Raw genomic sequence first — 20,648 nt, 5'->3', positions numbered from 1 at the left:
AGAAAACGGGCCACGATGGGTGCATGTACACCATCGGCACCGATCCACGCGAGTGGTTGCGGCACGCGGGCCTGCGGGTCACCGCGCCGCGACTGGCCGTCCTGCGTGCCGTCGCGGACCGGCCGCATTCCGATGCCGAGACGGTGGCCGGCACGGTGCGGGAAGCGCTCGGGTCGGTATCCACGCAGGCCGTCTACGACGTGCTCCGCGCCTGCGTTAATGCCGGGATCCTGCGGCGCATCGAGCCCGCGGGTTCGTCCGCCTTGTACGAGACCCGGACCGGTGACAACCACCATCACCTGGTGTGCAGAAGCTGCGGTGCGGTCGTCGATGTCGACTGTGCGGTAGGACCAGCCCCCTGCCTCACCCCGGTGAACGCCCACGGATTCGTCGTCGACGAGGCCGAGGTCGTGTTCTGGGGCGCCTGCCCAACCTGTCAAAGTTCAAGAGCCCAGGAGGCTTTCGCATGATCAAGCCGACAACCACGAACACCGGCACCCCGGTCCCGAGCGACGACGAGTCCCTCACCGCGGGGACGCAGGGTCCGATCCTGCTGCACGATCACTACCTGATCGAGAAGCTCGCGCACTTCAACCGCGAGCGGGTGCCGGAGCGCGTGGTGCACGCCAAGGGCTCGGGCGCCTACGGCGAGCTGGTCGTGACCAACGATGTCAGCCGTTTCACCAAGGCCAAGCTGTTCCAGCCGGGTGCGCGCACCGAATCGCTGGTTCGCTTCTCCACCGTCGCCGGTGAGCAGGGCAGTCCTGACACCTGGCGCGACCCGCGTGGTTTCGCGGTGAAGTTCTACACCGAGGACGGCAACTACGACATCGTCGGCAACAACACCCCGGTGTTCTTCATCAAGGACCCGATCAAGTTCCCCGACTTCATCCACTCGCAGAAGCGCCTGCCCGGCAGCGGTCTGCGCGACCACACCATGCAGTGGGATTTCTGGACCCTGCGCCCGGAGACGGCGCACCAGGTGACCTGGCTGATGGGTGACCGCGGCATCCCGAAGACCTACCGCCACATGGACGGCTTCGGTTCGCACACCTACCAGTGGATCAACGCCGAGGGCGAACGCTTCTGGGTGAAGTACCACTTCAAGACCGATCAGGGCATCGAGTACCTGACCCAGGCCGAGGCCGACCACCTGGCCGGCACCAGCCCCGATCACCACCGCAAGGACCTCTACGAGGCCATCGAGCGCGGCGACTTCCCGAGCTGGACGCTGAAGGTCCAGGTCATGCCGGTCGCAGAGGCGGAGTCCTACCGCTTCAACCCGTTCGACCTGACCAAGGTGTGGTCGCAGCAGGACTACCCGCTGATCGAGGTGGGTCGCTGGACCCTGAACCGCAACCCCGGCAACTTCCACGTCGACATCGAGCAGGCCGCCTTCGCGCCGTCGAATCTCGTTCCCGGCATCGGCTTCTCACCGGACAAGATGCTGCTCGGCCGCGTCTTCGCCTACGCGGACGCGCACCGCTACCGCATCGGCGTCAACCATCACGAGCTGCCGCCGAACCGGGCCAGGGCCGCCGAGGTGAACTCCTACTCCAAGGAGGGCGCCATGCGCTTCGAATACAACGACGCGAGCGTGCCGGTGTACGCCCCCAACTCCTTCGGCGGCCCGCACGCCCAGGCACACCAGGCTCCCGACGGCGGCGCCTGGGATTTCGATCCCACCATGCTCCGCGCCGGCTACATCCAGCACGCTGAGGACAACGACTTCGCCCAGGCCGGCACGCTGGTCCGCGAGGTCCTCGACGACGACGAGCGTGACCGCCTGGTGGCCAATGTCGCCGGTCATATCCTCGGCGGCGTCCAGGAGCCCATCCTGACTCGCGTCTTCCAGTACTGGAAGAACGTCGACGCCGATCTCGGCAAGCGCATCGAGGTGGCGGTCCGCGAAAGCCTCTGAGCCGCAACTGAATAGGTAACTCCCCGAACAGCCCACGGGGAGCCCCCGAGTCGGGGAGGTGCGTGTCCACCCAGGTCGCACCTCCCCGACTTTTGTCTACCCAGGGGCCGGTGCCGCAATCAGCGGATCGTGCGGCGAACTAGAGCAGCCCCCACCAGTAGAGCAAGCAGGCCAGCACCCAGACCACCACGGTTTCCATCGCCATCCCCAATCCTGTCAGTGCACCCGCGTCCATCATCCGGCATGTGCCGTCGACGCGTGGGCGATTTGTCTCCTACCTGCATTTTCGGTCGTACAAGTTCTTCTTAAGGCGCCGCTAAGAGGCCGGTTGCAAAGTTGTCTCAACACCGGAGAACAGCCGAACGACCATTTGCTACGGGGCGGGGGTGGGGATCCGGGACCCGGCCTGTCTACGAGGGGTGGCAGGCCGAGTCGCGGAGGTGAAGCCGGCCGGGCCGGTCCACGAGGGGTGACCGGCCCGGTCGGTTTTACCGGGCAGTACTCAGTGGCTCTTCCGGGAGCTGATCGGCGCCGCGCCGCTGCCGAAGGTAACCATTCGGGGTGCGCCGACGATCCCACCCACGGGTAATGGGCGGGCCGATCGCGAGGGGTGACCGGCCCGCCCAGCGGTTCGACGGGTGTCAGACCGTGCGCGAGTGTCCGGCCGTGCGCGCGGAATAGTCCGGCAGGTCGTAGTCCTCGGTGGAGCTCAGCATCTTGATCACCAAGGGGCGCAGCGGCTTCCAGAGCATCAGCTTGGTCAGGGCGTGCCCGGCGCGAATGCCGAAGCGGGTCATCGGCGCCATCGCCTTCAGCCCGCCCGGGGGCAGGTCGCGCGACTTCGCGACGAACGGCCGCATCAGTTCCTCGTAGCGGGCCAGCGCCCGCTTCGGATCGCCCGGGTGTGCGGCGATCTCCCCGGCCAGCAGATAGGCGCCGGTGATCGCCATCGCGGTGCCCTGACCGGGCAGCGGGGAGCCGCAGAACGCGGCGTCGCCGAGCAGCGCCACGCGCCCCTTGTGGTAGCTCGCCATGTCGATGCGTGACAGCTCGTCGAAGTAGAAATCCTCGGCCTGCTCCATCGCGGCCAGAACGGCCCCGGTCTCCCAGCCGCCGCGGGCCAGCCGCTCCCGGATCAGCCGCTGCTGGGCCTCGACGTCGCGGCGCAGCGCCGGGTCGGCGTCGGTGCGAATCGTGATGATGGCCTTGCTGGTCGACGGGTCGAGGTCGGGACGGATGCCGACCGACGCGCCGCCGACCATCGAGTGCATGGCGAACCAATTCGGCTCCAGACCCCGCGGGGTGGGCATGGTGAAGAAGGACATGTAGCCGCCCAGATAGGTGCTGAACTCCTCTTCGGGGCCGAAGACCAGGCGGCGGGTGCCCGAGTGCAGGCCGTCCGCGCCGATCACCAGGTCGAACCGCTCGGTCGCGCCGGAGGCGAAGGTGACGTCGACGCCGGTGTCGTCCTGCGTGATGGCGGTGATCCACTCGCCGTAGCGGTAGTCGACTCCGCCCGCCTTCGCCAGCTCGTCCAGCAGCACCTGGTTCAGATCGCCGCGACCGATCTCGATCTCGGCGACCGCGCCCTTGCCGTCGAAGGCCGCCATGTCCATGCGCAGGATTTCCGCGCCCTTGCCGTCGACGTGGATCAGGCCGCGCTCGTCCATCTGCCGCTCGCGGATGCCCGGCATCAGGCCCATCCGTTCGGCGACCTCGCCGCTGGCGCCGCGCAGATCGACGGACTGCCCGCCGGGCCGGGGAGCGGTCGCGCGCTCGACCACGGTGGCCTGGATGCCCGCCCGGAGCAGTTGCAGCGCAACGGCATTGCCGCCGATGCCGCCACCGGAGACGAGGATGCGGGGCTGGATGGTGGAGCGGTCGCCGTTCATGTGCGAGGTCCTCTGTTAGAGCGAATGTCTTAGACATATGTCTAACAGAGGACTTGCACAATTGTCTAGTACAAATGTGTAAGACGAACGTTTGTCACCGGCTCTCACGGTCGGCCAGGAAGCCCTTCCAGCCACCGAACGAGGTGATGTCGGTGGCGGACCGCGCCGCGTCATAGGTGCAGGCGAAGCCGACGACCGAGCGACCGTCTTCCAGATCGATGCTGGTCAACGCCATCGGAGCGGGAAGGGCTGCGAGGAAACCGCCTAGACCGGCGGGTGACACCCGGAACAGTTCACCCGCGATCGGCGCACCCGACCCAGCGCCGTGCCGGACCAAGCCCGGTTTGGGCGGGACCGTATCCAGCGCGGTCAGACGGTAGGCGTCGGTGGTGCGGATTTCTCCGGTGAACCGGGCCCCGATCTGTTCCAACTGCCAGTGCAGCGGCTGGCCCCGGAGGTGTGCTCCGAACACCGCGAGGTCCACGCCGTGATCGATCAAGGCCGGGGCCGCGGCGCCGGTGATACGGGCGGCGAGGTCGACCGCGACCTGATCGGCGAACGCGGGCACCACCACCATCACGCCGAACGGTTTGCCGTCGGCGGTGGGTGCGCCGGGCACCGCTACGGCGGCCATATCGAGCAGGTTGCAGAAATTCGTGTAAGTGCCCATGCGGCGATTGATACCGAGCGGATCCGCCTGCACCGCGGCGATACTCGGGTGCTCGGTGGTGGTCGGCAGCAGCAGTCCGTCGAAGTCGGCGAGCAGTTCCAGCGCTGCCGCACGGGCTTCGGTCAGCGTGCCCAGGTCCTCGGCGAAACCGGGTCCGGTGGTGTCCCGGGCCGCGCCGATGATGGCCGCGACCACCGGATCGGCTCCGGCGGGCGCCGTGTCGAGGAACGCGCCGACGGCGGCATAGCGTTCGGCGACGATGGCGCCGTCGTAGAGCAGCCGTGCGGCGTCGAGCAGGCCGGAGATGTCGACTTCCGTCGTGCTGACTCCCGAATCCTGCACGGCGGCAACGGTTCTGGTGAATGCCGCCCGATAGGCCGGGGCGAGTGGGATGAGATCCGCGGCGCGAGGGACCGCCAGCCGCGGGGACGCGGGCGCGGCGAGCCGGACATCGGCCGGCCACACTCGGCTGCGCGGATCCCGGGGTTCGGGGCCCGCCATAACGGCCGCGGCGTCGACCGCACGCGCCAGATCGGCGGCGAAAACCGTGACGGCGTCGTAGTCGGCGCAGGCCGGTACCACGCCGTGGGCCGGAATGATTCCCAGCGAAGTCTTGATGCCGACGATGCCGTGCAGTGCCGCCGGAACGCGCCCGGAACCCGCCGTGTCTGTGCCGATTCCGAGATCGGCGAGCCCGAGCGCCACCGCCACGGCGGAGCCCGAACTGGACCCGCCCGAAATCAACTCCGGGTACCGCGCATGCCGCACCGCGCCGTAGGGGCTGCGCGTGCCGACGAGGCCGGTGGCGAACTGGTCGAGATTCGTCTTGCCGAGCACCACCGCGCCCGCCGCGACCAGTCGCTGCACCGCGACAGCGGACACTTCGGCCGGATAGGCGAATTCGGGACAGGCGGCGGTCGTCGGCAATCCCGCCACGTCGATGTTGTCCTTGACCGCCACCAATGTCCCCGCCAGCGGCAGGTTTTCACCCGCGAGCAGCCGAGTCTCGATCGCCGCTGCCTCGGCGGTGACCTCGGCTTCCGGTCGCAGGGTGATCCAGACCTCGGGCCGGTCCACCTCGGCGATGCGCCGGTAAGCCGCGGTGACCCGCTCGGTGGGGGAGGCGTGTGCCGCCGGCATCAGTGCGCCTTTCGCGGAGTTCATTCGGTGGCCAGGGACATCGCGGCCATCGCCCGGCTGACCCGGTCCAGCACCACGTCCAGCGATTCGCCGATGTGCCGGTGCAGCAGCCGATAGGCCAGCGGAAGATCCGGTGCCAGCACGGCATCCAGGATCGCCAGGTGTTCGGTGATGGTGGTTTCGATCCGGTTGTTGACCATGAAGTCGTACATCCGCACGTGCCGGATCCGGGAGTTCACCGACTCCAGCGCCCGCACCAGCTCCGCGTTGCCCGCCGAGCGCAGCAGTGTGACGTGAAACTGCTCGTCGCGCACCACGAAACCTGGCTCCTGCTCGGGCGGATCGGCCCGCAACGCCAGCCAGGCCGCGTGCTCGCCGGTCAGGAGCTCTCGGTCGTGCCGAACCGCCGGATTGTTGATCGCACGCTGAATCCCGCCCAGCTCCAGTGTGATTCGCAGTTCGTAAAGATCCCGAATCAGTGGAATGCTCGGCCGCACCGGACTGAACCCGTACTCCTCGCGCCGCAGCAGCCCGTCCGAGCACAGCACCGTCAGCGCCTCGCGGATCGGCGTCCGCGAAATCCCGAATCGCGCGGACAGTTTCGGTTCGGTGAGCCGTTCGCCGAACTTGATGTCCCCGTTCATCAACTCACCGCGCAAGGTCTCGTAGACCACATCCCGCAGCGGCCGTCCCGCCGCTGTAGCCACCCGTGTCGACATAGGTGTATACGCTATTGACCTCGCGTTTCTACCAGATCGCGCAAGGTAAGCGGCGGGTTAAACTCCGCTCACAGCCGCCTACTCCGGCCGGCGATATCGCGGATGCGTCAGCAGCGCCTGCCAGGTCCGTGCCCACGGGAACCGCGGAATATGTCGCGCCCCTTCGCCGGGCTCGTGCGGCTCATCGATATCCGCCCCGCCGACCACGATCACACCCCACTCCGCCAGCCGCCGGATGGCCTCCTGAATCGCCGGAAACTCCAACTGCGCCCGATTCGAGAACGGCACCGCCACCACCGGCAACCCCTTACCAAGCCCCTCCACCAGCAACCCCAGCGGCAAGGTATCCGAAATCCCCGCCGCCCACTTGGCCAGCGAGTTCGCGGTAATCGGCGCCACGATCATCGCGTCCGCGGCCGGCAACAGATCCGGCGTCCCAGGCTCTTTGTATTCACTACGCACCGGATACCCGCTCTTACCTTCCAACTCCGCCACATCGATAAACCGCCGCCCCGCCGGCGAAGTGACAACACACACCTCCCACTCCGCCGCCTGCGCGATATCCACCAACTTCCCGATATCCCGCGCGGCCGAAGCCCCGGTAGCGATCGCATAAAGGACAGGCCGTCGGTGCTCACTCATCTGTCCATGGTGACCCGGAACCCACAGCGGCGCGGGATAGTTCCCGTAACCAAGGTCGATCCCGCACCCGCTAGGGCGTGAGCAGGTCGGCCCTCAGGCGGGGGTAGGGATCGTTGATCTGTCGCGGAACGTCGGTTCGGAGCGCGATTTTCAGTGCCAGCAACTTGTCGCCCGCGACGTAGTGCCGGGTATTGGTCGCTCCGCGGGCGGACAGCAGTTCGAGGTCCGTGAGCGCTTTCAGATCACGGGTAGCGGTGCGATCGTCGATCTCGGCGCGGGTCGAATAGCTGTGCCGTCGAATACGGAACCCGATCAGAGCGTCGTAGAGCGCGTCCGAGACGCGATCGGGCAGTTTATGGGCAGCAACGACCTGATCGAGTCGAGCCCAGGCTTCCTCGGTACGCCGCATGCGGCCTTCGACGGTCTGGGCTTGGATATCGTGGGCACGCAGGTTGAACTTCAACCACAGTCGCGCATCGTGTTCCGGAGACCAGCTGCCGGATCCCGAACGCGCCAGCACTCGGTAGTAGTCCTCGGTGTTCGCGCCGAGCCATTCCTCGATACTGCAGAACGGCGGTTCGGCGATGCCGCCGCGTGAAACCATCAAGGTCTGCAGCGCGCGAGCCATCCGCCCATTTCCGTCGCGAAACGGATGAATCATCACCAGGTTCAGATGAGCCATGGCACCCGCGATGATGGGTTCGACATCATTGCCGAGGGATTCGGCCAGTTCAGCCATCAGAGCGGGGACCATTTCCGAACCTGGACCTTCGTAGACGGTGTCACCGGTGGCATCGTCCCGGACGTAGATCGAACCAGTGCGGTACTGCCCGGGACTTTTCCGTAGATCGTGGCCCAGCATCATGAAATGCAATGCCTTGATGGTGGATTCGTCGATCGCGCCGGCCTCCTGGGCCACGGTGAGCACGTAGCCGAGCGCCTGTCGATAACCGCGAATCTCCGCGAAGGTGCGCTCGTCGGCGGTGAGTGCCTCCTCGTAGTCGACAGCTGCGGCCGCATCGTCGGTCTCGACGACGTATCCCTCGATACTGTTCGAGCCGCGGATCGCACGGGCCATCAAGTTCCGGCGTAACAGTCCGGGCCAGCGTTTGGGTACACGCATGGCCGAGGCCAACGCGTCCCGCCGTCGATAGATGCCCCGTAGCACCGCTTGATCGGTGGCATCGAGCTCTGGTGTCGCGTAGAGCAAGGCGGGCCTCCTTGTCTCGATGTCTCTAATCTTAGGACAGAACTACTGATTCTGTCTTAAGTTTTAGGACATCGCGCCAGGCGGTCCTACCGGTAGCCCCGTTTCAACAGGTACTTGCCTCCCGACGCGTAGCCCTCCGGGCTCAGGAGTTCGAAGCCGAAGGCGTCGGCCAGGCGGTCGGTGGTGTTGAAGGCGGCGCAGACGGCGAGGGCGTCCTCGATCTGCTGGGGGGTGACGCCGGTGGCGAGGACTTTTCGCATGTCGTCGGCGGTTACCGTGCCCTCGCGGGTCAGTTCGGCGAGCATTCCGAGCGTTGCGCGGAGCCCGTCGTCGATGGGGGCGGAATCGAGGTCGGTCAGTACCGCGCGGACTTTCGCTTCGTCCTGGTAGGCCTGGGACGCGGTGGCGGTGTGTGCGCCGACGCAGAACGCGGTGTCGTTGACCTTCGATACGTAGGCCGCCATGAGCTCGCGATCACCTACCGACCAGATGGATGGACCGCGCATGGCCTGGTGGGTGAATTCTTTGGCGCGGTCGCCGTAGAAGTCGGGGCGGTAGAAGACCAGTTTGGCGGCGTCCGGGATCGGCTGCCGGGAGAACAACCGGATCAGGGCGAACAGCGCTTTGGTCGTGGGGCGGTAACCGTTGTCGAGGATGTCGAGCCGCATCAGCGGGCCTCCTGATTACCGGTGGCCTCGGCCAAGGCAGCCAGCCCCGCGTCGTACTGCCGCGTCGACTGGCCGACAGCGGCGGCGATCACCAGTTCGAACAGCTGGTCCTCGCTGAACCCCGCAGCCGCCTCGAAGTCCGCGTCCGTTATCTCCGCCGGTTTCGTGGCGACCTTGTCGATCAGCGGCTGCAACGGCGGCGGCACATCGGTGTTGTGGAACGCGCGGGCACGTTCATCCGGCGCCGCGCGCCCCGGCCCGTTCAAGACCCGGTCCACCAGCTCACGAAACGCCGCCCGCTTGTTGTCCGCATGTGGCACAGGAGATTCCACGGCCCCAACGATAGGCCTGGATATGCCGGAGCATGGCATCTTTCCGTAACCCGGCGCGGGAAAGGGCCAACGGCCATGCCACGGCAGCAATCTGTATCGGCGTGAAACTCCGTACATGGCTGGCACAAGGCACATGTGCGGAGGATTCGCCGCCCCGAGCAATCCTCGACGGGCGGTCTCGAATCGCCGACTTCAGCGCCGAGAATTTCCGCCCCTGGCAAATAACCTAGCCCTGCGGCAGGTTCGCGACCAACTATGGAGACAGGGGTTCGAATGATTCGTGCAGTCGTCACCATTGCAGCAATCGCCAGCTGCTTGATCGGGCCCGGTATCGCTTCCGCTGCGCCCCACAAGTACCAGTGCCCGAAGCGATTCGGTGTGTTCACCGACCCCGATAACAAGGGCACGTTCTATGTTTGTCACAACTGGAGGCCCAGCGAGAAGCACTGCCCCAAGGGCCTGCATTTCAACTCTGTCGTCGGGACATGTGACCGGCCCAAGAACGTGCCCGACTGACGTCTCGGGCGGCTCGCACCGACGAAAAGCAGAAAGGCCCTGACCAATGGTCAGGGCCTTTCTTGTGTCTCAACCAACACGTCGGGGTGACAGGATTTGAACCTGCGACCTCTTCGTCCCGAACGAAGCGCGCTACCAAGCTGCGCCACACCCCGTGAAGCGAACCTGGAGTAGCTTACAACAGGGCGGGGGTAGGAGTTAAATCCGCAGGTCAGGGGGTTGATTTGGGCGCTTGGTCAGGTGGTTAGGGGGCGGACGCTGGCGAAGATTCGTTTGGCGGTGTCCGGGTCGACGGCTTTGGGGACGCCGATGTCGGCGGCGATGACCATGACGAAATTGCCCTCTTCGGCGGCGGTGGCGAAGGTGTAGACGGAGTATTCGGCGGCGCAGCCGGGATTGGGGTTGTTGATGCGGCCCCTGGTTTCCACGAAGACGCCGTTCTGGGTGCCGTCGTAGGAGGCCAGTGGCTGGGGCGGCCCGGGGTTCGCGCCGCCGGAGTAGGCCTGCGCGGCTTTGGTGCCGAGTTCGATTGCGGCGCTGGTGGTATCGGCGGCGTCGGAGCCGGTGAGCAGGGCCACGGTGCGGGTCGAACCGGGGCAGTAGTCCTTGCCCTCGGAGGCCATGCCCTTGCCCATGACGGTGTTGGGTGGTGCGCCGAACTTGCCGGTGACGTCGGGGGGCGCCACGGTCCAATCGGCGGGGACGTCGTAGGCCGCGCCGCTGTCCGGCGCGAGCACCACTTGGTAGCCGGGCACCATCGGCTTCTCGGTGTTCGGGGCGGCGGCCGGCGTGGTCGCCTTCGATTTGGCGGCCGGTTCGGGTTTGGTCGACAGCGCGCTCACCATGCCGGGCGCGTCGCCGATGCCGGGGTCCTCGGATTCGCCGTGCAGGGCTACCGCTGTCGCGCCCCCGGTGAGTACCAGCACGGCCACCGCGAGCCCGATCAACCCTTTGCCGCCGCCGGACTTGGGTGGGGGAGCGCCGAATCCGGGACCGCCGTGCGCCGTCGGCACGGGCATTGACCAACCGGTTGCGGGACCGGGCGGAGGTGCGGGATACGCGCCGAAGGACGGATCTACCGCGAACCGGGGATCGGCCTGCCCGGGGGCGGTCTGAAACGCGGGCTGCCATCGCATGTCCGGTCCCGAGCCGGTCTGCTGCCACTGCCCGGACTGCGGTGCGGCGCCCGAATATTCGAATACTGCCTGCTGGGGATACCCCACCCCGGTGCCGCCCACGACTTCGTCGCGCGGACCATCGAACCCTCTGCTGTTCAAAGTTGTCCCCTGCGTTGACTTCTCGTCTCGGCAGGGGACCCTAGCAAGCTGCGGGGCGTACGGCTAACTCAACGGGCTACGGCCTCGGAAGTGGAGCGCCCGCGATCGGATTCGCTGACCGGACGCTTCGGCGGCGCCGCGACCAACGTCAGCAGCGTGGCTTCCGGACGACAGCAGAACCGGTACGGCGCCCACGGCGAGGTGCCGACCCCCGCGGACACGTGCAGCTGCGTGTGTCCGCCCCACTTCGACGGACCTTTCACCCGGGACTTGTCGATCCCGCAGTTGGTGACGAGCGCACCGTAACCGGGCAGCACCAACTGCCCACCGTGCGTGTGCCCGGCGAGCACTAGGTCGTACCCGTCCTCGGCGAACCGGTCGAGCACGCGGGGCTCGGGGGAGTGGGTGAGCCCGATCCGCAAGTCGGCGAGCGGGTTCGGCGCGCCGGCGACGGTGTCGTAGCGATCGCGCTGCAGATGCGGATCGTCGACGCCCGCCGTGGCGATGCGCACGCCCGCCACCTCGAGGTCACGGCGCACGTGCGTCAGATCGAGCCAGCCGCGCTCGTTGAACGCCGCGCGCAGATCCTGCCAGGGCAGCGGCGCGCCGTAGACCCGCCGGTGGTCCTTCTTGAAGTACTTCAGCGGGTTCTTCGGCACCGGCGCGAAGTAATCGTTGCTGCCGAACACGAAAAGGCCGGGGCGGGAAAGCAATCCACCCATGGCCTGCACCACCGCGGGCACCGCCTTCAGGTGCGACAGATTGTCGCCGGTATTGACGACCAGGTCGGGTTCCAGCCGGTCCAGCTCCCGTAGCCACTGCTGCTTGAGCTTCTGGCCGGGCGTCATGTGCAGGTCGCTGATGTGCAGCACCCGCAGGCTCGACGAACCCGGCGGCAGGACCGGCATGGTGGCCTCACGCAGCACGAACGCGTTCCGTTCGATCAGCGAGGCGTAACCGATTCCGGCCACTGCGGCCCCGGTGGCTCCCAGCGCGGTTCGGCGGACAGCGGAGGTCGAAAACACGGGCATTTGCCCAGCATAGGTGAGGCCCCCGCGAACCGCCGAGTGTGTTGAGGCACAGGGGTGTGTCCCCCGCCCGCGCCCGCAAATGTAGTGGGCCGGACGCGACGCAGCGGCTACCGTGAGGGCCATGTCGGAACTCAAAGCGAGGTTGCGGACGGATATGACCGCCGCGATGAAAGCCAAGGACACGCTGCGCCTAGCCACTTTGCGCATGCTGCTGTCCGCTATCCAGAACGCCGAGGTCGCGGGTTCGGAGGCGCGCGAACTCTCCGACGCCGAGGTCATCGTCGTGCTGCAGAAGGAAGCGAAGAAGCGCAACGAATCGGCTGAGATCTACACCCAGAACGGCCGCGGTGAACTGGCCGCCAACGAGCACGCCGAGGCCCGGATCATCGACGAGTACCTGCCGTCGCAGCTCACCGAGGCCGAGGTCGCCGATCTGGCCGACACCGCGATCGCTCAGGTCGCGCAGGAGAACGGCGAACGTCCGGGCATGCGTCAGATGGGTCAGGTCATGAAGATCGCCACCGCGCTCGCCGAGGGCAAGGCCGACGGCTCCCGCATCTCGGCGGCCGTCAAAGCCCGGCTCTGACACCGGCTGAAACGAAACCGCCGCCCCGGAGTGATCCGGGGCGGCGGTTTCGCGTGCGGAGCTACCTGGGCCACCAGGGCGGCAGCGGCAGGCCGGGCGGCAGCGCGGGCGGCGGTGGCGGGGCCGGCCCCGGGGCGGGAGTGGGCGCGCGCTGGGTCCCGTCGCTGACGTAGATCGTCACCACCGAGCCCGGGATCGCCGAGCCGTTCGGCGCGGTGCTCATCACCGCGCCCTTGGGCAGCGGACCGTTTCCGTTCACGGCGGTGACCTGGAATCCGGCCGCCTTCAGCGCGGCGGTCGCCTCACCCTGGTTCAGCCCGACGACATCGGGAACCTGCGCGTTGTTCGAGCCGCGCACGTATTTGTCGTCCAGCGGCGGCAACCCCGCCGGGTATCGGTCGAGCACGGCCTTCACGGAGTTGAACCAGGTGCGGGCGGGTTCGTTACCGCCGAACAGGTTGCCGCTACCGCAGTTGCGCAGCGGGAACGAGCAGATCTCCCCGGGCGTCGGGCTGTCACCGTAGATGTAGGTGGCGGCGGCGAGGGAGTTCGTGAAGCCGAGGAAAGCCGAGGAGCGGTGGCTTTCGGTGGTTCCCGTCTTCGCGGCGACCGGCTGGTTCCAACCGGTGGAACCGGCGGCGGCGGACGCGGTGCCGCCCGGATCGTGGTCCTTGCCCATGGCGTTGGCCAGGGTGTTGGCCAGGCCCGGCTCGACGACCTGCTCGCAGGCCTGCTGGGTCAGCGGCACCGTCTTGCCGGTGCGGTCCACCACCTCGCGGATCGGGTTGGGCGGGCACCACTTGCCGCCGGAGGCCAGCGTCGCCGCGACGTTGGACAGCTCGAGCGGGTTGATCGGGACCGGGCCCAGGGTGAACGAGCCGAGGTTCTGGTCCTTGATCATGTCGGCCAGGCTCTGGTTGCTGTGGCCGGAGGTGCCGGGCTCGGTGTAGGAGCGCATGCCCAGCCGGACCGCCATGTCGACGGTGGGGGTGACGCCCACGGCTTGGATCAGCTTGACGAACGCGGTGTTCGGCGAGGTGGCCAGCGCTTCGGTCACCGACATCGGCGACTTGTACTTGGCCGCGTTCTCCACGCAGTAGGTCTCCGGCGGGCAACCCCGGGCGCCGCCGTTGCCCATGCCCCGGGCGTCGAACCGGCCGGGCACGTCGAGCTGGGCGTTGATGCCCATACCCTTTTCCATCGCCGCGGCCGTGGTGAAGATCTTGAAGACCGAGCCGGCGCCGTCACCGACCAGGGAGAACGGCTGGGGCTGCATGGTTTCGTTGGCGTCGCGATTGAGTCCGTAGGTGCGGCTGGAGGCCATCGCGACGACGGGATGCGAATCCTGGCCCGGCGCGACGACCGACATCACCTGCGCGATGTCGTCGAGATTCGGGTTGGCGGTCTCGGTGACCGCCCGCTTCACCGAATCCTGCACCGCCGGGTCCAGGGTGGTCTTGATCAGGTAGCCGCCCTTGTCGATCTGGTCGCGGCTGATGCCGGCGTTGGCCAGATACTGCACCGCGTAGTCGCAGAAGAATCCACGATCGTTGGCGGCGATGCAGCCGCGCGGCAGGCCCTTGGGCTCGGGCAGCACGCCCAGCGGTTCCAGCTTGGCCTTACGGAATTCGTCGGCCCGGCTGGGGATGTTCTGGATCATGGTGTCCAGCACGATGTTCCGTCTGGCCAGCACGCCGTCGGGGTTGGTGTAGGGGTTCAGCTTGGAGCTGGACTGCACCATGCCGGCCAGCATCGCGGACTGCGACACGTTCAGCTGTGCGGCGTCGACGCCGAAGTAGGTTTTGGCGGCGTCCTGGATGCCGTAGGAGGAGTTTCCGAACGGGACCAGATTGAGGTACCGGGTGAGGATCTCGTCCTTGGTGAGTTCCCGGTCCAGGGTGAGCGCCATGCGGATCTCGCGGATCTTGCGAGCCGGGGTGGTCTCGATGGCGGCGCGGCGCTCGGCGTCGGTCTTGGCCACGACGAGCAGCTGGAAGTTCTTCACATACTGCTGGTCGAGGGTGGACGCGCCCTGCTGCACCTCGCCGCTGCTGGTGTTGGTGAGGAAGGCGCGCAGCGTGCCCTGCCAGTCGACGCCCGCGTGGTCGGCGAACCGCCGATCTTCGATGGAGACGATCGCCAACTTCATGTCGTTGGAGATCTTGTCGCTGGGGACTTCGAATCTGCGCTGCTCGTACAGCCACGCGATCGGCGCTCCGGTGGTGTCCACCATCGTCGAGACGGCGGGCACGGTGCCCTCCACCAGTTCCGCGGACACATTGTCCACGGCGTCGGCGGCGCGGTTGGAGACGAATCCGAAACCGCCTGCGAGAGGGAACAACAGCCCGGCGACGAGCACCGCGGCCAACGCGCAACTGCCTGCCAGTTTCGCGAGGGTCCGCGGAATATCGGAAGGCGAAGCCGACGGGGTGGGTGAATTCGGCGTGATCGGCACGAACTCCAGCCTACGGGTAACCCCTCCGGGTCTCTCCGGTGTGTTTGCGCATTCTTCTGAACGCGCGGTTCGCACCCACGTTGGGCGTGTCGTCGTGTGGGCTGCCGCGTGTCGCGAGATGGCGGGGAGCGTGCCGACTCGACCGCCCGGTTCTCTCTCGTGATTGCGGGGACGGTCGTACCAAAAAATCTCGAGACGGTCTTGCGCTAGGCCCATACCTTTACCTAGATTGAGAACCCAGTGTGATAGAGCTAACACTCAAAGTGGAATGTGGTGCAGTTCGCAGCGGGGTTTGGGTTGCTGCGAGGGCTGCACGCGATTCTGGAGCGCCGTGACCCGGTGTTCGGACTGCAAAGGGGCCCACCAAATGCATATGACAACCCCCATCGCTCGATTGGACGTAGAGCAGGCCGAAGCGCGAATCGCCTGGGTAGCCCAGGCTCGATGCAAGGAAGTAGATCCCGATCAGCTGTTCGTCCGCGGTGCGGCGCAGCGCAAAGCCGCCACCATCTGCCGCCACTGCCCGGTGCTGATGCAGTGCGGCGCCGACGCGCTCGACAATCGGGTGGAATTCGGTGTGTGGGGCGGTATGACCGAACGGCAGCGCCGGGCGCTGCTGAAACAGCATCCGGAGGTGACGTCCTGGGCCGACTTCTTCCAAGCCCAGCGGCAGCATCAGATCGCGATCTGAGCCGGAGGAATCCGAAAACCGAGCCCGCGTTGCGGGCTCGGTTTCGTTTTGTCCCATAGCAATTGGATCTGATAATCGAACGTTTAAGCGATCAGGCGGAGCGCGGCCGGACGCCGGTCAGCTGGTCACCGACCGCCCGCAAGGCGGCTAGATCGGACACTTCGAACGGCAGTGCGGTCACCGGCGCGATCGGTACCCGCGGGTGCGCGCCGGTGAACCGATGCAGCAGATGCTGCTCGCGCTTGGCGGTCACCATGCGCTGCGCGTGGATGCGCAGCACCGCCGCGGTCAGCGGATCGGCCTCGGCCAACTGGTCGGCCGCGGTCAGCGCGTGATCGGCGCGCAACTCGCTCAGCGCCGGATGGGTGCGGTTCAGCACCAGCCCGGCCAGCGGCATCTTCTCCGTCGAGAGCCGGTCCACGAAGAACGAGGCCTCGCGCAGCGCGTCCGGTTCGGCCGCGGCGATCACCAGGAAGTGTGTGCCGGGCTTGGACAACATCGCGTAGGTGCGATCGGCGCGGTCCTGAAAACCGCCGAACAGCGACTCCAGCGACTGCAGGAAGTTCGACGCGTCCTTGAGCATCTGCCCACCGACGATGGTCGACACACCGCGCATGGCCAGGCTCATCGCACCGGTGACGAACCGGCCCACGCCGCGACCCGGCGCCATGATCAGCCGGATCATCTTGCCGTTGAGGAAGTTTCCGAGCCGCTTGGGCGCGTCCAGGAAGTCCAGCGCGTTGCGGGACGGAGGCGTGTCGACCACGATCAGGTCCCACTCCCGCCGCCCGGCCAGCTGACCGAGCTTCTCCATCGCCATGTACTCCTGCGTGCCGCCGAAGGACGAGGCCACGGTCTGGTAGATCGGATTGGCGAAGATCTGCTCCGCCTTCTCCGGGCTGGTGTGCTCGAGCACCATGTCGTCGAAGGTGCGCCGCATGTTCAGCATCATGGCGTGCAGCTCGCCCTCGACCTCCGGCCCGAGTTCCACCCGCTGCGGGGTGTTGTCCAGGTCGGCGACGCCGAGTGACTGGGCCAGCCGGCGCGCCGGGTCGATGGTCAGCACCACGACCTTGCGGCCCATCTCGGCGGCGCGCAGCGCGATGGCGGCGGCGGTGGTCGTCTTGCCCACACCACCGGAACCGCAGCACACCACGACCCGGGCGGTGCGATCCTCGATGATCTTCGAAATATCCAGCGGGACCACTACTTGACCCCCTGTTTGCTCAAATGTTCGGCCAGCTCGTAGAGGCCGCCGAGGTCCATGCCGTCTTCCAGCGCGGGCAGATACAGCTGTGGCACGTCGACCTTCTTCAGTTCGTTCGCGCTCGCGTCCTGCGCCTGCAGCGTCGCCGAATGTTCCACGGCCTCGGTGACAAGGCCCTGGAAATCGGTGTCGGACAACGAGATTCCGGCCTTGGCCAGGCCCGCGGCGATGGCTTCGCGATCGATCTCGCCGGTGGCGGCGCGGGCGCGCACCTCGGCGGGCAACTGCCCCTCGGTCGCCCGATTCACGATGACGCTGCCGATATGCAGGTCGTTGGCGGTGAGCTCGGCGACCGCGTCGGCGGTCTCCTGCACCGGCAGCGCCTCCAGCAGCGTCACCAGGTGGATCATCGTCTGGTCCGAATGCAGCAGCTTGGATACGCCCTCGGCCTGCGAGGCGATCGGGCCGCCCTTGGCGATTTCCTTCATCGCCTGGGTGACGTCGAGGAAGCTGGCGATGCGGCCGGTCGGCGGGGCGTCCACCACGATCTCGTCGTAGACCTGCTTGCCCGCCTTGTCCACGCGGACAACGCATTCCTTGATCTTGCCGGTCACGATGACATCGCGCAGACCGGGCGCGATGGTGGTGACGAACTCGATCGCGCCCATCCGCCGCATGGCCCGGCCGGCGAAGCCGAGGTTGTAGAACATGTCGAGGTATTCCAGGAAGGCGTGCTCGATGTCGAGCGCCAGCGCGACCACCTCACCGCCGCCGTCGGCGGTGGCGATCCTGGTCTCGGTGGGCGGCAACGGCGGCAGATCGAACAGCTGGGCAATGGACTGCCGGCTCTCCACCTCGACCAGCAGTACGCGCCTGCCACCGGCGGCCAGTGCGAGCGCCAAGGCGGCGGCGACCGTGGACTTTCCGGTACCGCCCTTGCCGGAGACGAAGTGCAGCCGCGCTTTTTCGGCGCGGGCCGGCCAGCCCGTTTCGAGCCCCGGCTCCGCCCCTGTATCGCCCGTCGGCCCAGCCGAAATGGGCACTGCTGTTGGTACTCCCACGTTCGCGAGCCTATAACTCGTTTCGACTTCACGCCTGAGGGATCCGCTACAGGCGCGCCGTTTCGGCAGTTCTGTATCAGACAGTGAGACGTAGCTAACCGTCGTCGGCGGCTTCGCATGAAGGCACGCGCACGCCGGGCGTCGCGGGCCGCACCATAGACTCGCCCCATGAGTGACTTGACCGTGTGGGAGTACGCCACCGTTCCGCTTCTGACGCACGCGACCAAGCAGATCCTCGACCAGTGGGGCGCCGACGGCTGGGAGCTGGTCTCGGTGCTGCCCGGCCCGACCGGTGAGCAGCACGTCGCCTACCTCAAGCGCCCCAAGCAGTAAGCGATGAGCACCCAGTGGCAAGCCAACCTGGACAAGCTCGGCCTGACGCTGCCCGAGGTGGCAGCGCCGGTCGCGGCCTACGTACCGGCGGTGCGGAGCGGGTCGCTCGTCTACACCTCGGGCCAGATCCCGTTCGTAAAAGGTGAACTCCCGTGGGTCGGCAAGGCCGGCGCGGAGATCTCCCTCGACGAGGCGGCCAAGGCCGCCGAGGCCTGCGCGCTGAACGCGCTGGCCGCGATCCACGCCCTGGTCGGACTCGACAATGTGGTGCGCATCGTGAAGGTCACCGGCTTCGTCGCCTCCGCACCGGGTTTCACCGATCAGCCCCTGGTCGTCAATGGCGCCTCGGAGTTCCTCGGTGTGGTCTTCGGCGAGGCCGGCGTGCACGCGCGCGCCGCGGTGGGCGTGGCCGAGCTCCCCAAGGGTGTCCCGGTCGAGGTCGAGATCATCGCCGAAGTGCGGGACTGACAGCGGCTAGGGGCTTCCGGTGAGCGGCACAAACCACACGCTGCGGGTCGGTGCCAGCGGGATACGCGCATGCACCGACCAGCCGCCGTCGTAGGGGCCGGCCACGACCTCACCGTCGAGCAGTTCGGCGCGCTGCCGCATACCGGACAGCCCCATCCCGCTCTCGCCGCGCTCGGATAGGCCCAGCGGCAGCGAGTTCCGCACCAGCAGCGCCGCGTCGGCCGGACCGACGGTCAACCGCACGGTCGCCGTGGCGCCGTCGGCGTGCTTGGCGATGTTGGCCAGCGATTCCTGGCCGATGCGGTACAGCGCCAGCCCCACCGTGGCCGTGACGGAGCTGAGATCGCCGGTGGCCTGGTATTCCACGCCGAGCCCGGCGCGGGCGCAATCGGCGACCAGATCCGCGATGTCCGCGACGCCCGGCTCAGCGTCCTGCTTGGACGGCCCGGCGCCGAGCAGGCCGACCGTGCGCCGGATGTCGGCCATCGCCTGCCGGCCCAGCCGTTCCGCGTCGACCAGGGCGTCGACCGCCTCGTCCACATCGCGATCGGTTTTCAGCGCGTGCCGCGCGGCGGTGAGGTGCAGCAGGGTGATGCTCAGCGAATGGGCGATGACATCGTGCACCTCCCGCGCGATCCGCCGCCGTTCCTCCTCGGCCGCCTGCACCGAGCGCACCGCCTGATATTCGCGCTCCCGGTAGAGGAATCGGCGCTGATACTGCATCATCACGCCGACCATCCAGCCCAGCGCGACGCCGAGGCTGTACATCGGCGCGCCCTCGAACCGCTGCCCGGTATCCGACCACGCCACGTGCCCGAGCATGTCGAAGGCCAGGAGTTCGGCCAGGGCGGCCGCCGCGAGCAGCGCGGTGAACCGTTTGCTCCCGATCGCGGCGGCCTTGCCGACCGCGACCACCAAGATGAACGGCGCGAAATCTGTGGGTGCCGGTTGAATAAGGAACAGCGCGGTGGAGGACATCGCCACCAGCACCATCTGAATCGGCCGCGGCGAGATCCCGAGTACGAGGAACAACGGAATCGACAGGAAGGTCAGGGGCGCCGCGAGGAACGGTATGAGGGTGCCGAAATAGTCGTGCCGCTGGACGACCGCGCAGACGGTGATCGCGGCCAGTGCGATATCGGCGACCAGAATCACCTTGGGCGGGTAGTCGAACGGCAATTGCTCGATGCGGCGGCTCGCCTCGCCCACCGGATCACGCACGAAATTGCGGACTTTCCGCCGGACCTGCGCGCCGAGCCGACGCGAAGCCACGGGTGGCTCTCCGTCCGAGTCGAGTGCGGCGCGCGTCACATCCACCTTGCCAGGTTAACCACATGCCGGGCCCGATACATCGTGCCGAGAACGGTGCCGATCTCCGCTTCCGGTAGGAGATCGGCTTGCGTCCCTGGCACGACGACACCGGCCGCGGGCGACCGTAGCGTCATAGGCATCACTGGATGGACGAAAGGCGCAGGCCATGTCCTGGGAGGACCAGCACGCCCGCACCGGCATCGTGCACGCTCTGCTCGACCGCGCGGCCGTAGACCCACATCGACCGGATCTGTTCGAAGACATCCCCGGATTGGACCGGCTGTTCGGCGGTCCCGCCGGACTCGTCACAGCGCTGCGATACCGCTGGCAACTACACCTCGACGCCAAACTGGACCAGGCACAGATACAGGGCCAGACCGCGGCCGAGGCCTACCTGGAACTGGCGCGCGAGCAATCGGTACTACGCGCCGTCCTCGACGCCCACACGCCGCGGGGCACGGCCCACACGCCGCGGGGCACCGTCGATGTCGCCGTGGCCGTCGACAGCCGGGGGTAAG

At 67.3% G+C, this 20,648-nt stretch carries 21 protein-coding genes and 1 tRNA gene; 8 read left to right on the top strand and 14 right to left on the bottom strand.

Translation table 11 applies throughout. The features are described from left to right. The first annotated feature begins 23 nt into the window (after positions 1-23). Positions 24-470 (top strand): Fur family transcriptional regulator, encoded by a 447-nt coding sequence (locus BJ987_RS04195; protein WP_209884853.1) that lies wholly within the window; start codon positions 24-26, stop codon positions 468-470. Next, positions 467-1,921 (top strand): catalase, encoded by a 1,455-nt coding sequence (locus tag BJ987_RS04190; protein WP_209884851.1) that lies wholly within the window; start codon positions 467-469, stop codon positions 1,919-1,921. Before BJ987_RS04195 ends, BJ987_RS04190 begins: the two co-directional genes overlap by 4 nt. A 641-nt stretch (positions 1,922-2,562) precedes the next feature. On the opposite strand, the gene BJ987_RS04185 is transcribed toward BJ987_RS04190, so the two are convergent. The 7 genes from BJ987_RS04185 to BJ987_RS04155 all read right to left on the bottom strand — a co-directional run bounded on the left by BJ987_RS04185 (position 2,563) and on the right by BJ987_RS04155 (position 9,194). Then, entirely contained in the window at positions 2,563-3,813 is a 1,251-nt protein-coding gene (locus BJ987_RS04185) for an FAD-dependent monooxygenase (protein ID WP_209884849.1), read from the bottom strand. A gap of 94 nt (positions 3,814-3,907) precedes the next feature. After that, positions 3,908-5,623, bottom strand: coding sequence for an allophanate hydrolase (gene atzF, locus BJ987_RS04180; protein ID WP_209884847.1), 1,716 nt, complete (start codon positions 5,621-5,623; stop codon positions 3,908-3,910). A 20-nt stretch (positions 5,624-5,643) separates the two neighbouring features. Beyond that, the gene (locus BJ987_RS04175) at positions 5,644-6,342 is read right to left on the bottom strand and encodes a GntR family transcriptional regulator (RefSeq protein WP_209884845.1); all 699 of its coding nucleotides are present in this window, start codon (positions 6,340-6,342) and stop codon (positions 5,644-5,646) included. Between the two features lie 78 nt (positions 6,343-6,420). Further along, complete coding sequence (locus tag BJ987_RS04170) at positions 6,421-6,984, bottom strand: flavoprotein (protein ID WP_209884843.1); 564 nt, start codon at positions 6,982-6,984, stop codon at positions 6,421-6,423. 70 nt (positions 6,985-7,054) lie between these two features. Beyond that, complete coding sequence (locus tag BJ987_RS04165) at positions 7,055-8,194, bottom strand: Fic family protein (RefSeq protein WP_209884841.1); 1,140 nt, start codon at positions 8,192-8,194, stop codon at positions 7,055-7,057. 86 nt (positions 8,195-8,280) lie between these two features. Further along, positions 8,281-8,862, bottom strand: coding sequence for a carboxymuconolactone decarboxylase family protein (locus BJ987_RS04160; RefSeq protein WP_209884839.1), 582 nt, complete (start codon positions 8,860-8,862; stop codon positions 8,281-8,283). Continuing rightward, positions 8,862-9,194: a carboxymuconolactone decarboxylase family protein gene (locus BJ987_RS04155; RefSeq protein ID WP_307869464.1), complete on the bottom strand. Its 333-nt coding sequence runs from the start codon at positions 9,192-9,194 to the stop codon at positions 8,862-8,864. Before BJ987_RS04155 ends, BJ987_RS04160 begins: the two co-directional genes overlap by 1 nt. A gap of 255 nt (positions 9,195-9,449) precedes the next feature. Here BJ987_RS04155 and BJ987_RS38185 point away from each other — a divergent pair, with 255 nt between their 5' ends. Further along, positions 9,450-9,710, top strand: coding sequence for a chitin binding peritrophin-A domain-containing protein (locus tag BJ987_RS38185; protein ID WP_372446834.1), 261 nt, complete (start codon positions 9,450-9,452; stop codon positions 9,708-9,710). 81 nt (positions 9,711-9,791) lie between these two features. On the opposite strand, the gene BJ987_RS04145 is transcribed toward BJ987_RS38185, so the two are convergent. The 3 genes from BJ987_RS04145 to BJ987_RS04135 all read right to left on the bottom strand — a co-directional run bounded on the left by BJ987_RS04145 (position 9,792) and on the right by BJ987_RS04135 (position 12,018). Beyond that, positions 9,792-9,865: transfer RNA gene (locus BJ987_RS04145), tRNA-Pro, on the bottom strand. 81 nt (positions 9,866-9,946) lie between these two features. Continuing rightward, on the bottom strand, positions 9,947-10,987 hold the full coding sequence (locus BJ987_RS04140; protein WP_209884835.1) for a DUF8017 domain-containing protein: 1,041 nt from the start codon (positions 10,985-10,987) through the stop codon (positions 9,947-9,949). A 68-nt stretch (positions 10,988-11,055) separates the two neighbouring features. Beyond that, the gene (locus BJ987_RS04135; RefSeq protein WP_209884833.1) at positions 11,056-12,018 is read right to left on the bottom strand and encodes a metallophosphoesterase; all 963 of its coding nucleotides are present in this window, start codon (positions 12,016-12,018) and stop codon (positions 11,056-11,058) included. Between the two features lie 121 nt (positions 12,019-12,139). On the opposite strand from BJ987_RS04135, the gene BJ987_RS04130 reads away from it, so the two are divergent. Beyond that, a complete protein-coding gene (locus tag BJ987_RS04130) occupies positions 12,140-12,604 on the top strand; it encodes a GatB/YqeY domain-containing protein (RefSeq protein WP_209884831.1) in 465 nt (154 codons plus the stop codon). Positions 12,605-12,665: 61 nt separating this feature from the next. On the opposite strand, the gene BJ987_RS04125 is transcribed toward BJ987_RS04130, so the two are convergent. Continuing rightward, the gene (locus tag BJ987_RS04125; protein ID WP_209884829.1) at positions 12,666-15,059 is read right to left on the bottom strand and encodes a penicillin-binding protein; all 2,394 of its coding nucleotides are present in this window, start codon (positions 15,057-15,059) and stop codon (positions 12,666-12,668) included. 367 nt (positions 15,060-15,426) lie between these two features. Between BJ987_RS04125 and BJ987_RS04120 the strand changes: the two genes are divergently transcribed. Beyond that, positions 15,427-15,750, top strand: coding sequence for a WhiB family transcriptional regulator (locus tag BJ987_RS04120; protein ID WP_040686051.1), 324 nt, complete (start codon positions 15,427-15,429; stop codon positions 15,748-15,750). A 91-nt stretch (positions 15,751-15,841) separates the two neighbouring features. On the opposite strand, the gene bagB is transcribed toward BJ987_RS04120, so the two are convergent. Together bagB and bagA are read right to left on the bottom strand one after the other, a co-directional pair. Continuing rightward, positions 15,842-16,957: an ATPase BagB gene (gene bagB, locus BJ987_RS04115; RefSeq protein ID WP_209884827.1), complete on the bottom strand. Its 1,116-nt coding sequence runs from the start codon at positions 16,955-16,957 to the stop codon at positions 15,842-15,844. Beyond that, the gene (gene bagA, locus BJ987_RS04110; protein WP_307869463.1) at positions 16,957-18,000 is read right to left on the bottom strand and encodes an ATPase BagA; all 1,044 of its coding nucleotides are present in this window, start codon (positions 17,998-18,000) and stop codon (positions 16,957-16,959) included. The genes bagB and bagA overlap by 1 nt, the downstream gene beginning before the upstream one ends. Before the next feature lie 186 nt (positions 18,001-18,186). Here bagA and sp36 point away from each other — a divergent pair, with 186 nt between their 5' ends. Continuing rightward, a complete protein-coding gene (gene sp36 / locus BJ987_RS04105) occupies positions 18,187-18,351 on the top strand; it encodes a Sp36 family protein (RefSeq protein ID WP_194816913.1) in 165 nt (54 codons plus the stop codon). A gap of 3 nt (positions 18,352-18,354) precedes the next feature. After that, the gene (locus tag BJ987_RS04100; protein ID WP_209884823.1) at positions 18,355-18,819 is read left to right on the top strand and encodes a RidA family protein; all 465 of its coding nucleotides are present in this window, start codon (positions 18,355-18,357) and stop codon (positions 18,817-18,819) included. A 6-nt stretch (positions 18,820-18,825) separates the two neighbouring features. Here BJ987_RS04100 and BJ987_RS04095 read toward each other — a convergent pair whose 3' ends face one another. Continuing rightward, positions 18,826-20,091, bottom strand: coding sequence for a sensor histidine kinase (locus tag BJ987_RS04095; RefSeq protein WP_307869461.1), 1,266 nt, complete (start codon positions 20,089-20,091; stop codon positions 18,826-18,828). A gap of 205 nt (positions 20,092-20,296) precedes the next feature. Here BJ987_RS04095 and BJ987_RS04090 point away from each other — a divergent pair, with 205 nt between their 5' ends. Next, positions 20,297-20,647 carry a hypothetical protein gene (locus BJ987_RS04090; protein WP_245365807.1) on the top strand — a complete coding sequence of 117 codons (351 nt, stop codon included), beginning with the start codon at positions 20,297-20,299 and terminating at the stop codon, positions 20,645-20,647. The last annotated feature ends 1 nt before the right edge of the window (position 20,648 follow it).

Origin of the sequence: Nocardia goodfellowii (assembly GCF_017875645.1) — a bacterium.
Lineage (GTDB): Bacteria > Actinomycetota > Actinomycetes > Mycobacteriales > Mycobacteriaceae > Nocardia > Nocardia goodfellowii.
Note: the sequence above shows the minus strand (reverse complement) of the source record. Positions and strands in the feature narration are given on the sequence as shown.